Origin of the sequence: Pseudomonas urethralis, assembly GCF_021602465.1 — a bacterium.
Classification (GTDB): Bacteria; Pseudomonadota; Gammaproteobacteria; order Pseudomonadales; family Pseudomonadaceae; genus Aquipseudomonas; species Aquipseudomonas vlassakiae.
The window spans coordinates 243,856-261,232 of the sequence record NZ_BQIJ01000003.1; the positions used below are offsets into that span (position 1 = coordinate 243,856).

General features: G+C 62.5%; 16 protein-coding genes and 1 pseudogene. 9 read left to right on the forward strand and 8 right to left on the reverse strand.

Features of this window, described 5'->3' with window-relative positions:
• The first annotated feature begins 29 nt into the window (after positions 1-29).
• The 3 genes from L6D64_RS06670 to sbcB all read left to right on the forward strand — a co-directional run bounded on the left by L6D64_RS06670 (position 30) and on the right by sbcB (position 2,385).
• Entirely contained in the window at positions 30-416 is a 387-nt protein-coding gene (locus tag L6D64_RS06670) for a tetratricopeptide repeat protein (RefSeq protein ID WP_176505935.1), read from the forward strand.
• Between the two features lie 124 nt (positions 417-540).
• On the forward strand, positions 541-900 hold the full coding sequence (locus L6D64_RS06675) for a PilZ domain-containing protein (protein ID WP_054885065.1): 360 nt from the start codon (positions 541-543) through the stop codon (positions 898-900).
• A gap of 45 nt (positions 901-945) precedes the next feature.
• Positions 946-2,385: an exodeoxyribonuclease I gene (sbcB, locus tag L6D64_RS06680; RefSeq protein WP_176505936.1), complete on the forward strand. Its 1,440-nt coding sequence runs from the start codon at positions 946-948 to the stop codon at positions 2,383-2,385.
• 66 nt (positions 2,386-2,451) lie between these two features.
• On the opposite strand, the gene mvaT is transcribed toward sbcB, so the two are convergent.
• Complete coding sequence (gene mvaT, locus L6D64_RS06685; RefSeq protein WP_176505937.1) at positions 2,452-2,829, reverse strand: histone-like nucleoid-structuring protein MvaT; 378 nt, start codon at positions 2,827-2,829, stop codon at positions 2,452-2,454.
• A 298-nt stretch (positions 2,830-3,127) separates the two neighbouring features.
• Between mvaT and purU the strand changes: the two genes are divergently transcribed.
• Positions 3,128-3,979: a formyltetrahydrofolate deformylase gene (gene purU, locus L6D64_RS06690; RefSeq protein ID WP_023378897.1), complete on the forward strand. Its 852-nt coding sequence runs from the start codon at positions 3,128-3,130 to the stop codon at positions 3,977-3,979.
• A 48-nt stretch (positions 3,980-4,027) separates the two neighbouring features.
• Positions 4,028-4,258: a hypothetical protein gene (locus L6D64_RS06695; protein ID WP_236192359.1), complete on the forward strand. Its 231-nt coding sequence runs from the start codon at positions 4,028-4,030 to the stop codon at positions 4,256-4,258.
• On the opposite strand, the gene L6D64_RS06700 is transcribed toward L6D64_RS06695, so the two are convergent.
• The 5 genes and pseudogenes from L6D64_RS06700 to L6D64_RS28435 form a co-directional block, all read right to left on the reverse strand.
• Positions 4,164-5,156 (reverse strand): glucosaminyl phosphatidylglycerol flippase, encoded by a 993-nt coding sequence (locus tag L6D64_RS06700; protein ID WP_176505938.1) that lies wholly within the window; start codon positions 5,154-5,156, stop codon positions 4,164-4,166. The two genes, L6D64_RS06695 and L6D64_RS06700, sit on opposite strands and share 95 nt — an antisense overlap.
• Positions 5,153-5,917 carry an N-acetylglucosaminyl phosphatidylglycerol deacetylase gene (locus tag L6D64_RS06705; RefSeq protein WP_176505939.1) on the reverse strand — a complete coding sequence of 255 codons (765 nt, stop codon included), beginning with the start codon at positions 5,915-5,917 and terminating at the stop codon, positions 5,153-5,155. Before L6D64_RS06705 ends, L6D64_RS06700 begins: the two co-directional genes overlap by 4 nt.
• The gene (locus L6D64_RS06710) at positions 5,910-7,031 is read right to left on the reverse strand and encodes an N-acetylglucosaminyl phosphatidylglycerol synthase (RefSeq protein ID WP_176506043.1); all 1,122 of its coding nucleotides are present in this window, start codon (positions 7,029-7,031) and stop codon (positions 5,910-5,912) included. The genes L6D64_RS06705 and L6D64_RS06710 overlap by 8 nt, the downstream gene beginning before the upstream one ends.
• Positions 7,032-7,229: 198 nt before the next feature.
• Positions 7,230-7,994: a methyl-accepting chemotaxis protein gene (locus L6D64_RS28430; RefSeq protein WP_371870285.1), complete on the reverse strand. Its 765-nt coding sequence runs from the start codon at positions 7,992-7,994 to the stop codon at positions 7,230-7,232.
• Between the two features lie 93 nt (positions 7,995-8,087).
• Positions 8,088-9,104, reverse strand: a pseudogene (locus tag L6D64_RS28435) (HAMP domain-containing protein); the annotation flags it as partial.
• 164 nt (positions 9,105-9,268) lie between these two features.
• Between L6D64_RS28435 and L6D64_RS06720 the strand changes: the two are divergent.
• Positions 9,269-10,744, forward strand: a complete 1,476-nt coding sequence (locus L6D64_RS06720; RefSeq protein ID WP_176505941.1) for a helicase HerA-like domain-containing protein — start codon at positions 9,269-9,271, stop codon at positions 10,742-10,744.
• A gap of 157 nt (positions 10,745-10,901) precedes the next feature.
• On the opposite strand, the gene L6D64_RS06725 is transcribed toward L6D64_RS06720, so the two are convergent.
• Together L6D64_RS06725 and L6D64_RS06730 are read right to left on the reverse strand one after the other, a co-directional pair.
• Positions 10,902-12,374, reverse strand: a complete 1,473-nt coding sequence (locus tag L6D64_RS06725; RefSeq protein WP_176505942.1) for an inorganic phosphate transporter — start codon at positions 12,372-12,374, stop codon at positions 10,902-10,904.
• A gap of 315 nt (positions 12,375-12,689) precedes the next feature.
• Positions 12,690-12,890 carry a hypothetical protein gene (locus tag L6D64_RS06730; protein ID WP_176505943.1) on the reverse strand — a complete coding sequence of 67 codons (201 nt, stop codon included), beginning with the start codon at positions 12,888-12,890 and terminating at the stop codon, positions 12,690-12,692.
• 458 nt (positions 12,891-13,348) lie between these two features.
• On the opposite strand from L6D64_RS06730, the gene pcaR reads away from it, so the two are divergent.
• From pcaR to pcaF, 3 genes are all read left to right on the forward strand, one after another.
• Positions 13,349-14,224 (forward strand): pca regulon transcriptional regulator PcaR, encoded by an 876-nt coding sequence (gene pcaR / locus L6D64_RS06735; RefSeq protein WP_176505944.1) that lies wholly within the window; start codon positions 13,349-13,351, stop codon positions 14,222-14,224.
• A 291-nt stretch (positions 14,225-14,515) separates the two neighbouring features.
• The gene (pcaK, locus tag L6D64_RS06740) at positions 14,516-15,859 is read left to right on the forward strand and encodes a 4-hydroxybenzoate transporter PcaK (protein WP_176505945.1); all 1,344 of its coding nucleotides are present in this window, start codon (positions 14,516-14,518) and stop codon (positions 15,857-15,859) included.
• Between the two features lie 152 nt (positions 15,860-16,011).
• On the forward strand, positions 16,012-17,217 hold the full coding sequence (pcaF, locus tag L6D64_RS06745) for a 3-oxoadipyl-CoA thiolase (protein WP_176506044.1): 1,206 nt from the start codon (positions 16,012-16,014) through the stop codon (positions 17,215-17,217).
• Positions 17,218-17,377 lie beyond the last annotated feature (160 nt).

Sequence of the window (17,377 nt, forward strand, 5' to 3'; positions counted from 1 at the left end):
CGATACACTGGCATCAAAGGAGATACCCCATGCGCGCCCTGATCATCATTGCCCTGGCGGCCAGCACCGTCGGCTGCACCCGCTGGTCCATGGACCACCACCTGAACAACGCCTACCGCGCCTATGACCGTGGCGATTGTTCGAAGGTCATGCTGGAGTTGTCGCAGGTCGACCGTACCAGCCGTGCGCGGCCGTTCATCCACCCGGAAGTGTCGCTGTTGCGTGGTCAGTGCCTTGAGCGTGACATGCTTTATGTGGATGCCGCGCAAACCTACGAGTACCTGATCCAGCAGTACCCGGGCAATGAATATGCCTATCGCGCCAAGGCGCGGCTGGAGACCCTGCAGAAGCTCGGTCACTACCGGGGTGGGGAAGCGGCGGTGGCCAACCCGGTGACTACCCCCACTTGGCGTTAACACCAAGGTGTCTTTAATTTCACGGGATTTGCCCGGGCTGCTGCGCTAATCTGTAACTCAGTCGTTACAGCAACCGCCAGTACCTCGCATTCCTGGCATCAGGTACAGGACTGCACTCGCTATCATGTTCATCCAGCGCCATATCGAACGCCATCAGTTGCCTTGTGTGCTGACGGTCTACAACCGTTTCACCGATCAGCCGATCGGTCAGCTGGGCAATGCCTCCGAAGACGGCATCATGCTGATCAGCTCGCTACCTGTGCTGGTCGGGCCGGACTTCGAACTGCAATTGCGCCTGCCGTTGGCGGGTGGCGGGTTTCAGTTCATCAACCTGACCGCCAGCTGCCTGTGGTGCCGGGAAGACCAGACCCCGGGCCACTACGATTCTGGCTTCATGCTGTTGCAGGCGCCGCGCGAATACGATGAATTCGTCCGCTCGCTGCGCGACTATTTCAGTTTCCGCCCCGCCAACGCTTCCGCCTGAGCCTGTCTCCGCTAGAATCGGTCGACCTTGAAACAGGACGACCCCGTGACTTCCAGCATCTTCTGGCACGACTACGAAACCACAGGCATCAACCCGCGCTGCGACCGGCCGCTGCAGGTTGCAGGTGTGCGCACCGATTTCGAACTCAACGAGATCGAAGAGCCGATCAACCTCTACTGCCGCCCCTCGGACGATATTCTGCCGCACCCGGCGGCCTGCCTGGTCACTGGCATCACCCCCGAGCAACTCGCCAGGCAGGGCTTGTGCGAAGCCGAGTTCATGACCCGCGTGCACGCGCAACTGGCCCGCCCCGGCACCTGCAGCGCCGGCTACAACACCCTGCGTTTTGACGATGAAGTCACCCGCTACAGCCTGTACCGCAACTTCTTCGACCCTTATGCCCGCGAGTGGCAGGGCGGCAACAGCCGCTGGGACCTGATCGACGTGGTGCGCACTGCCTATGCCCTGCGCCCGGAGGGGATCGTCTGGCCACAACAGGACGGGCGCACCAGCCTGCGCCTGGAATTGCTCAGCCAGGCCAATGGCATCGACCACGGGCATGCCCATGAAGCGCTTTCCGACGTACGGGCCACCATTGCTCTGGCACGCCTGATCAGGCAGAAACAACCCAAGTTGTACGAATGGCTGTTCCAGTTGCGCAGCAAGCAAAAAGTGATGGAACAGATCTGCCTGTTGCAGCCGATGGTGCATATATCCGGGCGCTTTTCTGCGGCGCGTAATTATCTGGGCGTGGTCTTGCCGTTGGCCTGGCACCCGCGTAATCGCAATGCACTGATTGTGTGCGATCTGCATCAGGAAACCCTACCGTTAATAAGGGAAAGTGCCGAGGTACTGCGCGAGCGTTTGTACACGCGGCATGAGGAATTGTCCGAGGGGCAATTACCGGTTCCGCTCAAGTTGGTGCAGATCAATCGCTGCCCGGTAGTGGCTCCGCTTTCGGTATTGCGCCCTGCCGATCAGCAGCGACTGGGCATCGATTTGCCACTGCTGCAATCACGTGCTGAACAATTGGCTAAACAACAGGCGCTGTGGCAAGACAAGCTGGAGTTTATCTATGGCCAGGAAGATTTCGCTGCGGTGGAAGACCCGGAACAGCAGTTGTATGCCGGTTTCATCGGTGATCGCGACCGTCGCTTGTGCGAGCAAGTTCGCACGCTGGACCCTGCCCAATTAGCGCATGGCCACTGGATGTTCGATGATCCGCGCCTGCCGGAGTTGCTGTTCCGGTATCGCGCCCGTAACTTCCCGGAGACCTTGAACAGCGAAGAGCGCCAACGCTGGTATGGCTTCTGCCAGCAACGCCTGAGCGACCCGCAGTGGGGCGCCCCGAACACCCTGGGGGATTTCGAGCAGGCCAGGCTGAGCGCCTGGGCCAACGCCGACGAGGCCGGACGGCGGGTGTTGGAGGCGTGGCAGGCGCATGCCCGCAACTTGGCTGATCAGTTTGCCATCAGCGTCGAGTGAACAAACAAAAACGCCGGCATCATGCCGGCGTTCTTGTTGGTATATGTAGCGCGTTGCGGCGGACAATCAGTCCAGCAGGGTCGACCAGCTTTCAACCACGTCGCCGCCCCATTTGGCTTTCCATTCTTTCAGGGTCTTGTGGTTGCCGCCTTTGGTTTCGATCACTTCACCGTTGTGCGGGTTCTTGTATTGCTTGACCTTGCGCGCACGCTTGGTAGCAACAGGTTTCGCTGCACCGCGTGGGCCTTTGCTCAGTTTCGACTCTGGGTCGAGCAGGGCAATGACGTCGCGCAGCGACTTGGAGTATTCGCCCATCAGGTTGCGCAGTTTGCCTTCGAACTCCAGTTCTTTCTTCAGCTTGTCATCCTGCGACAGGTTGGCCAGGCGGGCCTGAAGTTCCTTGATGGCTTCTTCGGTAGCGCGGTACTCGTTGATCAGGGACATGGAGTGTTCCTTTAATGCGTGTTCAGAAATGTGTGAGGCAATAATAGACAGGCGATACTCTCAAGTAAACATATTATTCAGTACTTAACTGTTATTAACCCTGTGACAAAACATCTCAAGATTAAGAAAAATTTACATATGGCCCCTGCACTTTGCCCTGGTTGCCATCAGGCTGTAGCCGCCGGGCTCACGGCCTGGGCGGCCGGGCATGTCACGGCCGACGGGCGCGATGCTTACTGCGTTTTTCTGGTCGGGCCGCTAGAATGAGCGCCTTTGCGAAGTTCTGGAGTCTTAATTCATGCGCACCTATCGTCTGGTGATCGCCTGCCCCGACCGTGTTGGCATCGTGGCGAAAGTCAGTAATTTCCTGGCCTTGTACAATGGCTGGATCAACGAAGCCAGCCACCACTCTGATGAACAGAGCGGCTGGTTCTTCATGCGCCATGAAATCCGCGCCGAATCGCTGCCATTCGGTATCGAGGCGTTCCGCGAGGCCTTCGCGCCGATCGCCGAAGAGTTCTCCATGACCTGGCGTATTACCGACTCGGCGCAGAAGAAGCGTGTGGTCTTGATGGCCAGCCGCGAATCGCACTGCCTGGCTGACCTGCTGCACCGCTGGCATACCGATGAACTGGACTGCGAGATCCCGTGTGTGATTTCCAACCACAACGACCTGCGCAGCATGGTCGAGTGGCACGGTATTCCGTTCTTCCACGTGCCGGTCGACCCCAAGGACAAGGCCCCGGCCTTTGCCGAAGTGTCGCGCCTGGTTCAGGAGCACGCGGCTGACGTGGTGGTGCTGGCGCGTTACATGCAGATCCTGCCGCCGCAACTGTGCCAGGACTATGCCGAAAAGGTCATCAACATCCACCACAGCTTCCTGCCGTCGTTCGTCGGCGCCAAGCCGTATCACCAGGCAGCCCTGCGTGGCGTGAAGCTGATCGGTGCAACCTGCCACTACGTGACCGAGGAGCTGGACGCCGGCCCGATCATCGAGCAGGACGTGGTGCGTGTGAGCCACGCCGACAGCATCGAAGACATGGTCCGCTTCGGCCGTGATGTCGAGAAGATGGTGCTGGCCCGTGGCCTGCGCTATCACCTGGAAGATCGCGTGCTGGTGCATGGCAACAAGACAGTGGTTTTCGACTGAACTGAGTGGGGCTGCGCGGCGGCCCCTCGTTTTCAACGGGAGGGATTCATGGCCAAGCGCAATAAACCCACCGCTTCAGCTCCTCCCACCCTCGGCGAAGGCTGCCTGGCCCGCTACGACCCCGAAGCCTTGAGCGACGACGACGGTACCGACTTCCCCGATGTCGCCCAATTGTGGCGCCAGCTCAACCCGCCTGACGCCGCCAGCGCTCCAGCAACGGACGCGCCAGCAGGCAGAAAAACACCGGCCCCCCCGCCAGCAGATAAAAATAGTAAGTGACCGCTCGCCAGACCAGGATCGCCGCGGCGGCGGTCGAACTGCCCACCAGCGGTGTCAGCAGGCTGGCCGAGGTCAGCTCGGCGGCACCGGCGCCACCGGGTAGCAGGCTGAACTGGCCGGCACTGAGCGCCAGCATCTGCACCAGGAAGCTCGGGATCCACGACAGCTCCACCCCCAGCCCTTGCAGCACCAGGTACAGCACGCTGTAGCGCAGGCTCCAGTGCAGGCAGGTGAGCGTGAACACCAGCGCCAGGGTGCGTTTTGGCAACTGCCAGGTCTGTGCCAGCGCATCGATGAAATGCAACACCTTGCGGGCCCAGCGGCGTCTGCGTTTGCCAGGCATGCCCAGGCGTCGCAGCAGGCGCCCGTTGAAGCGCATCAGCGCCCGGCGATAACGTAGCACTACCACGATGATGGCCAGGGCAGCGCACAGCAGCAGCGCACTGCCCAGCAGCATGCTTTGCTGGCTGTGCCCAAGCCTGTGGAACAGCGCATAGCCGGCGATCGCGAGCATTGCGCAGAAAAAGAACAGCAGGTCGTTCAACTGATCCATGGCAAACACCGCACCGCTGCGAGCCGGCCCAATGCGGTCGCGAGCGAGCAGGGCCATCAGCGTGATCGGCCCGCCGCTGCCGCCTGGGGTGGTACAGATGGCGAACTCGGTGGCCATCACCACGCCGAGGCTGCGCACCCGACCCAGCTGCGCCGCCTGCTGGCCGAGCAGCAGGCGCAGGCGCACGGCATTGATCACCCAGCACAGCAGGATCATGCCGAGCAGGGCCAGCAATAACCGGGTATCGAAGGCCGCCAGCCTGGGCAGCAGTTCGTCGCCGCCGAGCCATGCCGGCACCAGCAGGGCGCCGGCCAGTGCCAGGGCCAGCCAGCCGAAGCGGTTCATGCGCTCACCTGGCGCTCCAGCCACGCCGACTTGGTCAGTGGCTCCCGGCCTTGCTGCAGCAAGTGATCGAGGGTGCGCAGCCAGTAATTGCGCGCTGAGCGGTGGCGCATGTCGACAGGGTGCAAACCCAGACGCAGGGTGTCAGCGCTGCGCCAGCGCCGGCACTGCCAGTCGCAGACCACCTTCGACAGCCCCCGGCGCCACGCGCTGCGTGCGCTCCATACCAGCCCCGGCGCCTCGAACGCGGTGAAGTCCGGCAAGCGGTAAAGGTGCTGGGGCGTGCTGGTGTAACGCAGGGGGAGCTGGCTCAGGGCCTGCCGGGTGCCTTGGCTCATCAGCCAGGCCGGAGCGACGAAGCCGGCCACCGGCCAGCCTTGCCCGGCGAACAGCGCCAGGCCTCGTTCCAGGCGCTGCAGGGCTTGCGCCTGGTCCAGGCCATAGAACTCACCTTCGTGGGTGTAGATACGCCGCATGAAGTACTCGCCGAGGCTGCGCGGGGTGGGCCCATCGTCGGCGTGGTAGAAGCCGTGCAGGGCCAACTCGTCACCCCGCGCCAGGCGCCGTTCGAGCAGGCGGCAGAAGGTGGGTGAGCGGGTCAGCGGGTTGCGGTGATGAAAGTCCGGCACCACCAGCCAAGTCATTGGCACGTCACCCCTCTCGTCCACGGCCTGCACGAACGGCTGGTAGTCCGGCCAAGTCTCGGGCGCCACATCGTGCAGCACCAGCATCAGGCTGCCCGAGGCGATAGCGGCCTCAGCCATGGGCGCGGACCTGAGGTTGGTGGCCGAGCACTGCCTGGTAGTGTTGCAGCAGGCCGGAGACCACGTTGTCCCATGAATAATGTTGCTCCACATGGCGGCGAGCCTGGGCACCCAGCTTGCGCACGCCGGCTTCGAACGCTTCGCGCACCGCCAAGGCCATGGCCCGGCCATCGTTGGCCGGGCACAGGCGGCCACACTGTTCGTTGACGATCTCGCCGAACGCCCCGGCGCGAACCGCGACCACCGGGGTGGCACTGGCCATGGCTTCGAGGATGACCAGACCGAAGGTTTCCTGGTCGCCGGCGTGCACCAGCAGGTCGGCGCTGGCCATCAGCCGGGCAACTTCTTGCGGCGGGCGGAAATGGTCGATGACGGTGACGTTCCCGGGCACGCCGGCCGGCATGTTCGAGCCGACCAGCAACAGGTGGTAGGGCTGCCCAAGGTGTTGCATGCATTCGAGCAGCACGGGCAGGTTCTTCTCCCGTGAGCCACGCCCGGCATAGATGAGCAGGCGGCTGGTATCGGCGATGCCCAGCTGGGCCCGCAGTTGCGGGTCGCGCCGGTCAGGGTGGAAGGTCTGCAGGTCGACACCCAGGCGCTGTACGTGCACGTCACGCACGCCGAGGCGGCGCAGTTTGTCGGCCATCACCAGGCTCGGCGCCAGCACCCGGTCGAAGTTGCCATAAAGTTTGCTCACATAGGCTTCGACATTGGGTGTGAACCAGTTACCCATGCGGTTGCTCACCAGCAGTGGCAGGTCGGAGTGGTAGAAGCCGATCACTGGCACGTCGAGCTTGCGCCGGGCTTCCAGCGCCGCCCAGGCGGTGAGGTAAGGATCGCCGACTTCGATCAGGTCGGGCTTGAGGCGGCGCAGCACGTTGCACCAGGGCGCCAGGCGCACCGGGAAGCGGTAGCCGTTGCCGAAAGGCAGGGGCGGTGCAGGGACCTGGTAGATGCCATCGGCATGGCTGGCGCTGGGGCCGGGGATCAGAAGGCTGTGGCGTACGCCCGCAAGCGCGTCGAGGCGATGGTGTTTGGCGTCGAGGTAGGTCCGCACGCCACCGCTGGCCGGGGCGTAGAACATGGTGATGTCGGCGATGTGCACGATCAGCATCCCTCCGGGATCGTCTTCGGGTTTGTCATCTGGCGATGACGCGCCTAAAGGTTGACCTACCAGAAGGATAGTTTGTTCGATCGGGTTGGGCGGCAGGGCAGGGGTGGATTCTTCGCGGCTCAAGCCGCGCTCCTGCAGGGAATTGCCCAGTCCTGTAGGAGCGGCTTCAGCCGCGAAGCAGGCGACGCGGTCTGACGGTCAGATCCGGAAGCTGCCGACCAGATGCTTCAGGCGGGTGGCCTGCTGCTCCAGGTCCGAGCAGGCGCGCAGGGTGGCCTGGAGGTTCTCGACACCTTCCTGGTTGAGCATGTTGATTTCGTTGATGTCCATGTTGATCGAATCGACCACTGCGGTCTGCTCTTCCGTGGCAGTGGCCACCGACTGGTTCATGCCGTCGATTTCGCCAATACGTACGGTGACGCTGTCCAGGCGCTCGCCGGCCTGGTTGGCGATCTGCATGCTGTCCTGGCTGTGGCGCTGGCTCTGGCTCATGGTATCGACCGACTCGCGGGCGCCGACCTGCAACTCTTCGATCATGGTCTGCACCTGCTGTGCCGACTCCTGGGTGCGGTGCGCCAGGTTGCGTACCTCGTCGGCAACCACGGCGAAACCACGCCCGGCCTCACCGGCGCGGGCCGCTTCGATCGCAGCATTGAGCGCCAGCAGGTTGGTCTGCTGGGAAATGCTGGTGATCACTTCGAGGATCTGGCCGATGTTCACGGTCTTGCTGTTGAGCGTCTCGATGTGCGCGCTCGAGGTGACGATCAGGTCGGACAGGCGGTTCATCGCGGCGATGTTGCGCTCCACCACCTGCTGGCCTTCCTCGGCCAGCAGGCGCGCGGAGCTGGCGTGCTGCGAGGCCTGAGCGGCATTGCCGGCGATTTCCTGGGCAGCGGCGCCGAGTTCGTTGATGGCTGCGGCGACGCTGTTGGTGCGGTTGGACTGCTCGTCGGAGTTGGCCATCGATGAATTCGAGGCGCTGATCACGCGCAGGGCCACTTCATTGACCTGCTCGGTCGCCGACGACACTTCGCGGATCGAGCCGTGGATGCGTTCGACGAAGCGGTTGAAGGCTTTGCCGAGGATGCCGAACTCGTCGTCGCTGTGGATGCTCAGGCGTTTGGTCAGGTCGCCTTCACCTTCGGCGATGTCTTCCATGGCCCGGGTCATGGTGAGCAGCGGCTGCATCAGCACGCGGATCAGCAGGCCGAGCAGGCCGATGATGATCACCACCGCCACCAGCGTGGCGATCACCGCCGAGGTGCGGAAGGTGCTGAGCATGGCAAAGGCCTTGTCCTTGTCCACCGACAGGCCGATGTACCAGTTGGCCGAGGGCAGGCCCTTGATCGGGGTGAAGGTCAGCAGGCGGGCTTGGCCGTTGGCGTTGACTTCGGTCAGCGCGCCGGACAGTTTCGGTGTGTCCTGTGGGAACAGGTCCGACAGCGACTTCATCACCAGATCCTTGTCCGGGTGGACCAGGATCTTGCCTTGGTCGTTGACCAGGAAGGCATAACCCATGCCGCCGAAGTTCAGCGAGTTGATGATCTGTACCAGGCCATCGAGGGCAAGGTCGCCACCGACCACGCCGACGCTGGCGGAAACCTTGCTGATGATGCCGATGACCATCTTGTTGGTGGCCATGTCGATGTACGGCTCGGTGAGAATGGTGCCCTGCGCGTTCATGCCGTCCTTGTACCAGGGGCGGGTGCGTGGGTCGTAGCCATCGGGCATCTTGGAATCAGGGCGCACGCTGAAGCCACCATCGACCTTGCCCAGGTAGACCGTGAGGAAGCTCGAGATCAGGGCATTCTGGCCCATCAGTGTTTCAGCGCCGGCCGGTTGCTGGGCAATGTTCTGCGCCAGGTTTTCGACCAGTTTGATTCGGCCATCGAACAGGTTGCGGATGTTGGTCGAAGTGGACTCGCCCATTTCAGCCAGATAATTCTCCAGATCCTGGCGGATCGCATTACGCTGAAGGTAATCGTTGTAAAAGGTGAACAGGCTGAAGGCGAGTATCACGATCAATGATGCAGCCAGAAGGATCTTGTGGCTGAAACGCAGGTTTTTGTTCATGGCGTAATCGATTCCGCTAAGGTTTTATCGGGCGTTCGCACGGTATCGCTGCAAACAGTGCAACTTCCCGAAAAGTCCTTTTCGGTTGCTCCTGTCTATTAAGGCGAATATCACCCAATGGTATCGGCCGAATTAAGCCAAAGCTTGAGCGGGGGATGAGAGAGATGTCGGATACTTCGACCATAGTTGTAGGTGCTGACCCAAGCGGTCAGCCAGTCCAGCAAGCCATGCGCCTGGCCAATCGCCATGGCCTGGTCGCCGGTGCTACGGGTACTGGCAAAACCGTGACGCTCCAGCACCTGGCGGAGGTGTTCAGCGATGCCGGGGTGGCGGTGTTCGCGGCAGACGTCAAAGGCGACCTGTGCGGCCTGGGTGCTGCAGGCGCGCTACAAGGCAAAGTGGCCGAGCGGATCGCTGGCATGCCTTGGCTTGCGCATACCCCCAAAGCGTATCCGTTAACGCTCTGGGATGTGGCGGGGCAGTCCGGCCACCCGTTGCGGACCACGCTCAGCGAAATGGGCCCGCTGCTGCTTGGCAACCTGCTGGAGTTGACCGACAGCCAGCAGGCCGCTCTGTATGCGGCATTCAAGGTGGCGGATCGCGAAGGCTTGCTGCTGCTCGACCTGAAAGACCTCAAGGCCCTGTTGGCGCACCTGAAGGACAATCCGCAACTGCTCGGCGAAGACAGTGCGTTGATGACCACTGGCTCGACTCAGGCCTTGCTGCGCCGGCTGGCAACGCTCGAGCAGCAAGGGGCCGAGGCGCTGTTTGGCGAACCTGCGCTGCAACTGGAGGACCTGTTGCGGCCGGATGCCGACGGCCGCGGGCGTATCCACCTGCTCGACGCCAGCCGGCTGGTGCATGAGGCGCCGAAGGTGTACGCGACCTTCCTGCTGTGGCTGCTGGCCGAGTTGTTCGAGCAGTTGCCGGAACGCGGTGATGCCGACAAGCCGGTACTGGCGCTGTTCTTCGACGAGGCCCACCTGTTGTTCAATGGCACGCCGAAGGCGCTGCAGGACCGTCTGGAGCAAGTGGTGCGGCTGATCCGCTCCAAGGGCGTTGGCGTGTATTTCGTCACTCAGTCGCCGGGGGACTTGCCCGACAGTGTCCTGGCCCAGCTGGGTTTGCGTATCCAGCACGGCTTGCGCGCCTTTACCGCCAAGGAGCAGAAGTCACTCAGGGCCGTGGCTGATGGCTTTCGCCCCAACCCGGCGTTCGACAGCCTGGCGGTGCTGACCGAACTCGGGATTGGCGAGGCATTGGTGGGCACCCTGGAAGACAAGGGCACGCCGGCGATGGTCCAGCGGGTGCTGATCGCGCCACCGCAATCGCGGATCGGGCCGTTGAGTGGGCCGGAGCGCAGTGCGTTGATTGCGGCGTCCCCCTTGTTGGGGCGCTATGACAAAGCGATCGATCGGGAGTCGGCCTATGAAATGCTGACTCAGCGCAAAGGTGAAGCGGTGGAGCCGGTGCCGGTGCCGAAAGCCGATGAAGAGAGTTTCGCCGACAAGGCAGGGGACTTTTTGCAGAGTGCGGCGGGGCAGGCGATCAAGTCGGCGGTGCGCCAGGCAGCCAACCAGTTGGGGCGGCAGTTGGTGCGCGGGTTGATGGGGTCGTTGCTGGGTGGCAAGAAGAAGTGAAGGCAGCGCGGCTTTTGTGGGAGCGGCCTTGCGTCGCGAAAGGGCTGCGCAGCGGCCCCAGGATCTATGCTACAGCACAAATTGCTGGGGCCGCTTAGCGGCCCTTTCGCGACACAAGGCCGCTCCCACAGGGCCTTTTTCAGGACAGCAGGATCGCTCAGGCCAGTGCCTTGGAGGCTAACCAGAACAGCCCGGCCGCCAGGCCCATCGAGGCCGGCAGGGTCAGGACCCAGGCCAGCAGGATGGTCTTCACGGTGCCACCCTGCAGGCCGCTCTTGTTGGCGACCATGGTGCCGGCAACGCCGGACGAGAGTACATGGGTGGTCGACACCGGCAGGGCGAACACGTTGGCCATGCCGATGGCGCAGGCTGCGGTGATCTGGGCCGACATGCCCTGGGCATAGGTCATGCCCTGCTTGCCGATCTTTTCGCCGACGGTCAGTACCACACGCTTCCAGCCGACCATGGTGCCCAGGCCCAGGGCCAGGGCAACGGCCACGATCACCCAGAACGGGGCGTATTCGGTCGTCGCGGTCAGGTCCTTGCGCAGCTTCTCGAGGTCGGCCTTTTCCCGGGCCTCCAGGCCAGGCAGCTTGCCTACTTTCTTCGCAGTGTCGTCCAGGCACAGCAAATAGCGGCGCACTTCAACACGCTTCTCGGCATCCAGCGCATGGTAGTCGGTCACGCCTTGCAGCGACGACTGCAGGGCGGCAATGGTCGGTTCGGTCTGTTGCGGGTTGCAGCTGAACTGCTCCGGCAAGTCGGTCGACTTGGCCTTGCCCAGTGCCAGGAACTCGCCGAGGGTGGCGACGTTGCGCTGGTAGAACTGGCTCATGTGCAAGGTGGCGTCGCGGGTGCGCTCGATCTGGTAGGTGGTGCTGTTCAGGTCGAGGACGAACTTGGCCGGAACGATACCGATCAGCACCAGCATGATCAGGCCGATGCCTTTCTGGCCATCGTTGGAGCCGTGCACGAAGCTCACGCCCATGGCCGAAATCACCAGGACCAGGCGGTTCCAGAACGGTGGGTGCTTCTTGTCGTCGAGCTTGCGGCGCTGTTCAGGCGTCTTATGCATCTTCGACAGCGGGCGCCACCATTTCAGGCCGATGAGCACCAGGGCTGCGACAGCGAAGCCGGCGATCGGCGAGACCACCAGCGACATGGCGATGTCGATCGCCTTCTGCCAGTTGACGCCATCGCCCAGCGGGATGTCGTTGATCAGTGCATTGGCCAGGCCCACCCCGAGGATCGAGCCGATCAGGGTATGCGAGCTGGAGGCGGGGATGCCGAAGTACCAGGTCCCGAGGTTCCAGGTGATGGCGGCGGCCAGCAACGAGAAGACCATGGCCAGGCCATGCCCGGTATTCACATTGATCAGCAGCTCGACCGGCAGCAGGTGCACGATGGCATAGGCCACCCCGACACCACCGAGCAGAACGCCGAGGAAGTTGAACACCCCGGAGAAGAACACGGCCAGGTGTGGTGGCATGGCTTTGGTATAGATGACGGTGGCTACCGCGTTGGCGGTGTCATGAAAGCCATTGATGAACTCGAATGCGAGCACGAAGGTCAGGGCGAGCAGCAGGCTCACCAATACCCAGGCATCCAGTCCGCTGAATAAATCGATCATGAAGGTTGTCTGGCGGTCATAGGGGGGCGGGATTATGCCAGAAAACCTTGGCAATCGATGCACCCACTGCTGACCGATGGCAACGTTGTGAGTGCGCTCTCAGCCTGGCAGGCGGCGAGATCTGGCGGAATAAATGCCGCAAAAAAACGAGAAAAAGGCGAAAAAACGGCAAATGTCCGCGAAAATATCGGAGCGGCCAGTCTTAAAACGGTTGTATGAAATTTGTGTGATTCCATTTCATCCTCGGCTTTTCAGTAAAGATAAGCCGCGTCGAGGGCGCTGCGCCCGCGACGTGATGGCCGTGCAGCGGGCAGATCAGGATTGCTCGGTGCGCAGTTCCTTTTCCATTTTTTCCAGTTCCTGGCTGAACGCCTGGTCCTGGACGGTGGCACGTTTGCGCCACGGCTTGCGTTCCGGTTCCGGTTGCGCGGCATAGGTGGTGACTTCACCACCGTAAACTTCCTTGTAACGTTCTGCCTGGCGCTCGAGTTCTGCGCGCAGTTCATCTTTCGTCACAGTAATACCTGAATGAGTAGTCGTGGGTGGGTGTTGTGCACAGGACGAATTGTCCATACATGCGACGTGCTGGTGGGCGAACGAAACCGGGCCAGGGTTGCATGGCAGCGTGTCGATCCGGGCCAGCGGAATCGATTATAGCAATCAGTAAATCGTCAAACAGGGGGTGTTTATGCAATGGCGTGCAAAGTTTCAATAACCTTGGCGGTTCGTACAAACTCTGAGCAAACAGTACCTGCAGCAGTTCACTGTTTTTTTAAACCAAAAGCAGAAATAAAACGGCCCCGCACGAGGCGAGGCCGTTGCCTGGGGACTTCTACGGTGGGTACCTGACCAGTCTCTCCAAAGAAGCCACATGTGGCAGGAGAAAGGTATAAGTAAATTTGTCGGCGGTCAATTGCGATTATCGGCCGTTCGTTCGATAATCGCACGAGCCAGCGATTTATTTGAGGTGAGCGATGAACGACGAAACCACGGCCAACGAAACTGCCAGCCCAGAAGCGGCCCGCCCGAGCGCACCTGCGCTGGCACCGCCGATCGTGGCTTCGCCGGCCAAGCGTATCCAGGCGTTTACCGGTGATCCTGATTTCATGACCTCCCTGGCGCGTGGCCTGGCGGTGATCCAGGCCTTCCAGGAGCGCAAGCGCCACCTGACCATCGCCCAGATCAGCCATCGCACGGAAATCCCCAGGGCTGCCGTGCGCCGCTGCCTGCACACGTTGATCAAGCTGGGTTACGCCACCACCGATGGGCGTACCTATTCGCTGTTGCCGAAAGTGTTGACCCTGGGCCACGCCTACTTGTCGTCAACACCGCTGGCGGTGTCGGCCCAGCCATACCTGGACCGCATCAGCGACCAGTTGCACGAGGCTGCCAACATGGCAACCCTCGAAGGCGACGACATCCTGTATATAGCCCGCTCGGCTACGGTGGAGCGGCTGATTTCGGTCGACCTGTCGGTCGGCGGGCGGTTGCCGGCCTATTGCACGTCCATGGGCCGTATCCTGCTGGCGGCGATGGACGACACCAGCCTGCGCGAATACCTCGACCGCGCCGACCTCAAGGCGCGCACCAGTCGTACCCTGAATGACCCGGAGTCATTGTTCGCCTGCATTCAGCAAGTGCGGGAACAGGGTTGGTGCGTGGTCGACCAGGAACTGGAACAAGGGCTGCGCTCGATCGCCGTGCCTATCTATGATGCGTCCGGGCAGGTGCTGGCGGCGCTGAACGTGAGCACTCACGTCGGGCGGGTGACGCGCAGTGAACTGGAGCAACGCTTCCTGCCGATCCTGTTGGCGGCCAGCCGCGATCTTTGTCACCAGTTGTTCGGCTGACGCCATTGGCGACACTGTTTCCTGTTCGATAAACGCACAGTGTCGCTCCGGGTCAATTGCGCCTCCTCCAATCGCTGATTAATGTCTCTCGCAACGGTCGGCTCAGCCGACCGATACAAGAAAAACATAAGAGGCGCATCCCATGACCACTGTCACTCGACTGCCGCGGCCGCACCCGTTCGCAGTACCGTTGTATCCAGGCTGACTCAGGCCGCATTTCATCGCTATCAAGCCCTGTACAGTTGACCCTGGTGCAGTGGCCGGACCGTGCCCCCTTTCTGGATAACAACAATGAACCAACCACAGTCTGTCGGGAACAATCTCGACGTTCAGTCCTTCATCAATGAACAACCGCTGTCGCGCTATCAGTGGCGGGTGGTGATCCTCTGCTTTTTGATTGTCTTCCTCGATGGCCTCGACACGGCTGCAATGGGCTTCATCGCGCCAGCCCTGTCGCAAGAGTGGGGGATCGACCGTGCCAGCCTCGGCCCGGTAATGAGTGCCGCATTGATCGGCATGGTCTTCGGTGCCCTGGGTTCCGGGCCGCTGGCCGACCGTTTCGGGCGCAAGGGCGTGCTGGTCGGTGCGGTGCTGGTGTTCGGTGGTTTCAGCCTGGCTTCGGCCTATGCCAGCAACGTTGACCAGCTCCTGGTGCTGCGCTTCCTCACGGGCCTGGGGCTGGGGGCGGGGATGCCCAATGCCACCACGCTGTTGTCCGAATACACCCCGGAGCGCCTCAAGTCACTGCTGGTGACCAGCATGTTCTGCGGCTTCAACCTGGGCATGGCCGGCGGTGGCTTCATCTCGGCGAAGATGATCCCGGCCTACGGCTGGCACAGTCTGCTGGTGGTCGGTGGCGTGTTGCCGCTACTGCTGGCCGTGGTGCTGATGGTCTGGTTGCCGGAGTCGGCGCGATTCCTGGTGGTGCGCAACCGCGGTAACGACAAGGTGCGCAAGACCCTGGCGCCGATCGCGCCGGCGGTGGTGGCCCAGGCGGCCAGCTTCAGCGTGCCGGAGCAGAAGGCCGTGGCTGCGCGCAACGTGTTTGCGGTGATCTTCTCGGGTACTTATGGCCTGGGCACGGTCCTGCTGTGGCTGACCTACTTCATGGGCCTGGTGATCGTCTACCTGCTGACCAGCTGGCTGCCGACGCTGATGCGCGACAGCGGTGCCAGCATGGAGCAGGCTGCGTTCATCGGTGCGCTGTTCCAGTTCGGCGGTGTGCTCAGCGCTGTAGCGGTAGGCTGGGCCATGGACCGCTTCAACCCGCACAAGGTCATTGGCATCTTCTACCTGTTGGCCGGGGTGTTTGCCTACGCCGTGGGCCAGAGCCTGGGCAATATCACCGTGCTCGCGACCCTGGTGCTGGTGGCTGGCATGTGCGTCAACGGCGCGCAGTCGGCCATGCCGTCGCTTGCCGCACGCTTCTACCCGACCCAAGGCCGCGCCACAGGCGTATCGTGGATGCTGGGTATCGGCCGCTTCGGCGCCATCCTTGGGGCCTGGAGTGGTGCAACGCTGTTGGGCCTGGGCTGGAATTTCGAGCAGGTCCTGACCGCCTTGCTGGTGCCGGCGGCGCTGGCGACGGTGGGGGTGATCGTCAAAGGGCTGGTGAGCCACGCCGACGCGACCTGATCCGGCGGGGCTGCACTGCGGCCCCGTAAGCGGTGATGGATAGCAGAGCAACATTTAGTTCGATAATCGCACATATAGTCGATTATCGAATTGTAAGCGACCCCTTTGTCTCCTTAATCTGGGCTCAACGTAGCACCCCTGGCAGGAGAAGCCTGATGCGTGAAGTATTTATCTGTGACGCCATCCGCACCCCGATAGGCCGCTTTGGCGGCGCCCTGGCCGGCGTGCGTGCCGACGACTTGGCGGCCGTGCCGCTGAAGGCGCTGATCGAACGCAACCCGTCGGTACAGTGGGGCGAGCTCGACGAAGTGTTCTTCGGCTGCGCCAACCAGGCCGGTGAAGACAACCGCAACGTCGCGCGCATGGCCCTGTTGCTGGCCGGCCTGCCAGAGAGCGTGCCGGGCGTGACCCTGAACCGCCTGTGCGCTTCGGGCATGGATGCCATCGGCACTGCCTTCCGTGCCATTGCCAGCGGCGAGATGGAGTTGGTGATTGCCGGCGGCGTCGAGTCGATGTCGCGTGCGCCGTTCGTCATGGGCAAGGCCGAAAGCGGTTACTCGCGCAACATGAAGCTGGAAGACACCACCATCGGCTGGCGTTTCATCAACCCGCTGATGAAAAGCCAGTATGGCGTCGACGCCATGCCGGAAACCGCCGACAACGTGGCTGACGACTACAAAGTGTCCCGCGCTGACCAGGACGCCTTCGCCCTGCGCAGCCAGCAGAAGGCGGCTGCGGCCCAGGCCGCCGGGTTCTTCGCCGAAGAGATCGTGCCGGTGCGTATCGCCCACAAGAAGGGTGAAACCATCGTCGAGCGTGACGAGCACCTGCGCCCGGAAACCACGCTGGAAGCGCTGACCAAGCTCAAGCCGGTCAACGGCCCGGACAAGACGGTTACCGCCGGCAATGCCTCGGGCGTCAACGATGGCGCTGCGGCAATGATCCTGGCCTCGGCCGAGGCGGTGAAGAAACACGGCCTGACCCCACGTGCCCGGGTACTGGGCATGGCCAGCGCCGGCGTCGCGCCGCGTGTCATGGGCATCGGCCCGGTGCCGGCGGTGCGCAAGCTGACCGAGCGCCTGGGTGTGGCGGTCAGTGATTTCGATGTGATCGAGCTCAACGAAGCGTTTGCCAGCCAAGGCCTGGCGGTATTGCGTGAGCTGGGCGTGGCCGACGATGCACCGCAGGTGAACCCCAACGGCGGCGCCATCGCCCTCGGCCACCCGCTGGGCATGAGCGGTGCGCGCCTGGTGCTGACTGCACTTCACCAGCTGGAGAAGAGCGGCGGCCGCAAGGGCCTGGCGACCATGTGTGTGGGCGTTGGCCAAGGCCTGGCGTTGGCCATCGAGCGCGTTTGATCAGTGCCGGCCTCTTCGCGGGTAAACCCGCTCCCACAGGGGGAACCACGCCTCCCTCTGCGGGAGCGGGTTTACCCGCGAAGAGGCCGGTACTTTCGACACAAGGCCAATTGCCAGCCCGCAAGCTGAACGAGTGTGTTACCGGGTATGTCTAGACTTA

What these genes read in the sequence shown, in the direction of transcription:
- L6D64_RS06670 (WP_176505935.1), top strand. Translation starts at nt 30, where the DNA reads ATGCGCGCCCTGATCATCATTGCCCTGGCGGCCAGCACCGTCGGCTGC.
- L6D64_RS06675 (WP_054885065.1), top strand. Translation starts at nt 541, where the DNA reads ATGTTCATCCAGCGCCATATCGAACGCCATCAGTTGCCTTGTGTGCTG.
- mvaT (WP_176505937.1), bottom strand. Translation starts at nt 2,829, where the DNA reads ATGTCCCTGATCAACGAGTACCGCGCTACCGAAGAAGCCATCAAGGAA.
- purU (WP_023378897.1), top strand. Translation starts at nt 3,128, where the DNA reads ATGCGCACCTATCGTCTGGTGATCGCCTGCCCCGACCGTGTTGGCATC.
- L6D64_RS06695 (WP_236192359.1), top strand. Translation starts at nt 4,028, where the DNA reads ATGGCCAAGCGCAATAAACCCACCGCTTCAGCTCCTCCCACCCTCGGC.
- L6D64_RS06700 (WP_176505938.1), bottom strand. Translation starts at nt 5,156, where the DNA reads ATGAACCGCTTCGGCTGGCTGGCCCTGGCACTGGCCGGCGCCCTGCTG.
- L6D64_RS06705 (WP_176505939.1), bottom strand. Translation starts at nt 5,917, where the DNA reads ATGGCTGAGGCCGCTATCGCCTCGGGCAGCCTGATGCTGGTGCTGCAC.
- L6D64_RS06710 (WP_176506043.1), bottom strand. Translation starts at nt 7,031, where the DNA reads ATGCTGATCGTGCACATCGCCGACATCACCATGTTCTACGCCCCGGCC.
- L6D64_RS28430 (WP_371870285.1), bottom strand. Translation starts at nt 7,994, where the DNA reads ATGGCCAACTCCGACGAGCAGTCCAACCGCACCAACAGCGTCGCCGCA.
- L6D64_RS06720 (WP_176505941.1), top strand. Translation starts at nt 9,269, where the DNA reads ATGTCGGATACTTCGACCATAGTTGTAGGTGCTGACCCAAGCGGTCAG.
- L6D64_RS06725 (WP_176505942.1), bottom strand. Translation starts at nt 12,374, where the DNA reads ATGATCGATTTATTCAGCGGACTGGATGCCTGGGTATTGGTGAGCCTG.
- pcaR (WP_176505944.1), top strand. Translation starts at nt 13,349, where the DNA reads ATGAACGACGAAACCACGGCCAACGAAACTGCCAGCCCAGAAGCGGCC.
- pcaK (WP_176505945.1), top strand. Translation starts at nt 14,516, where the DNA reads ATGAACCAACCACAGTCTGTCGGGAACAATCTCGACGTTCAGTCCTTC.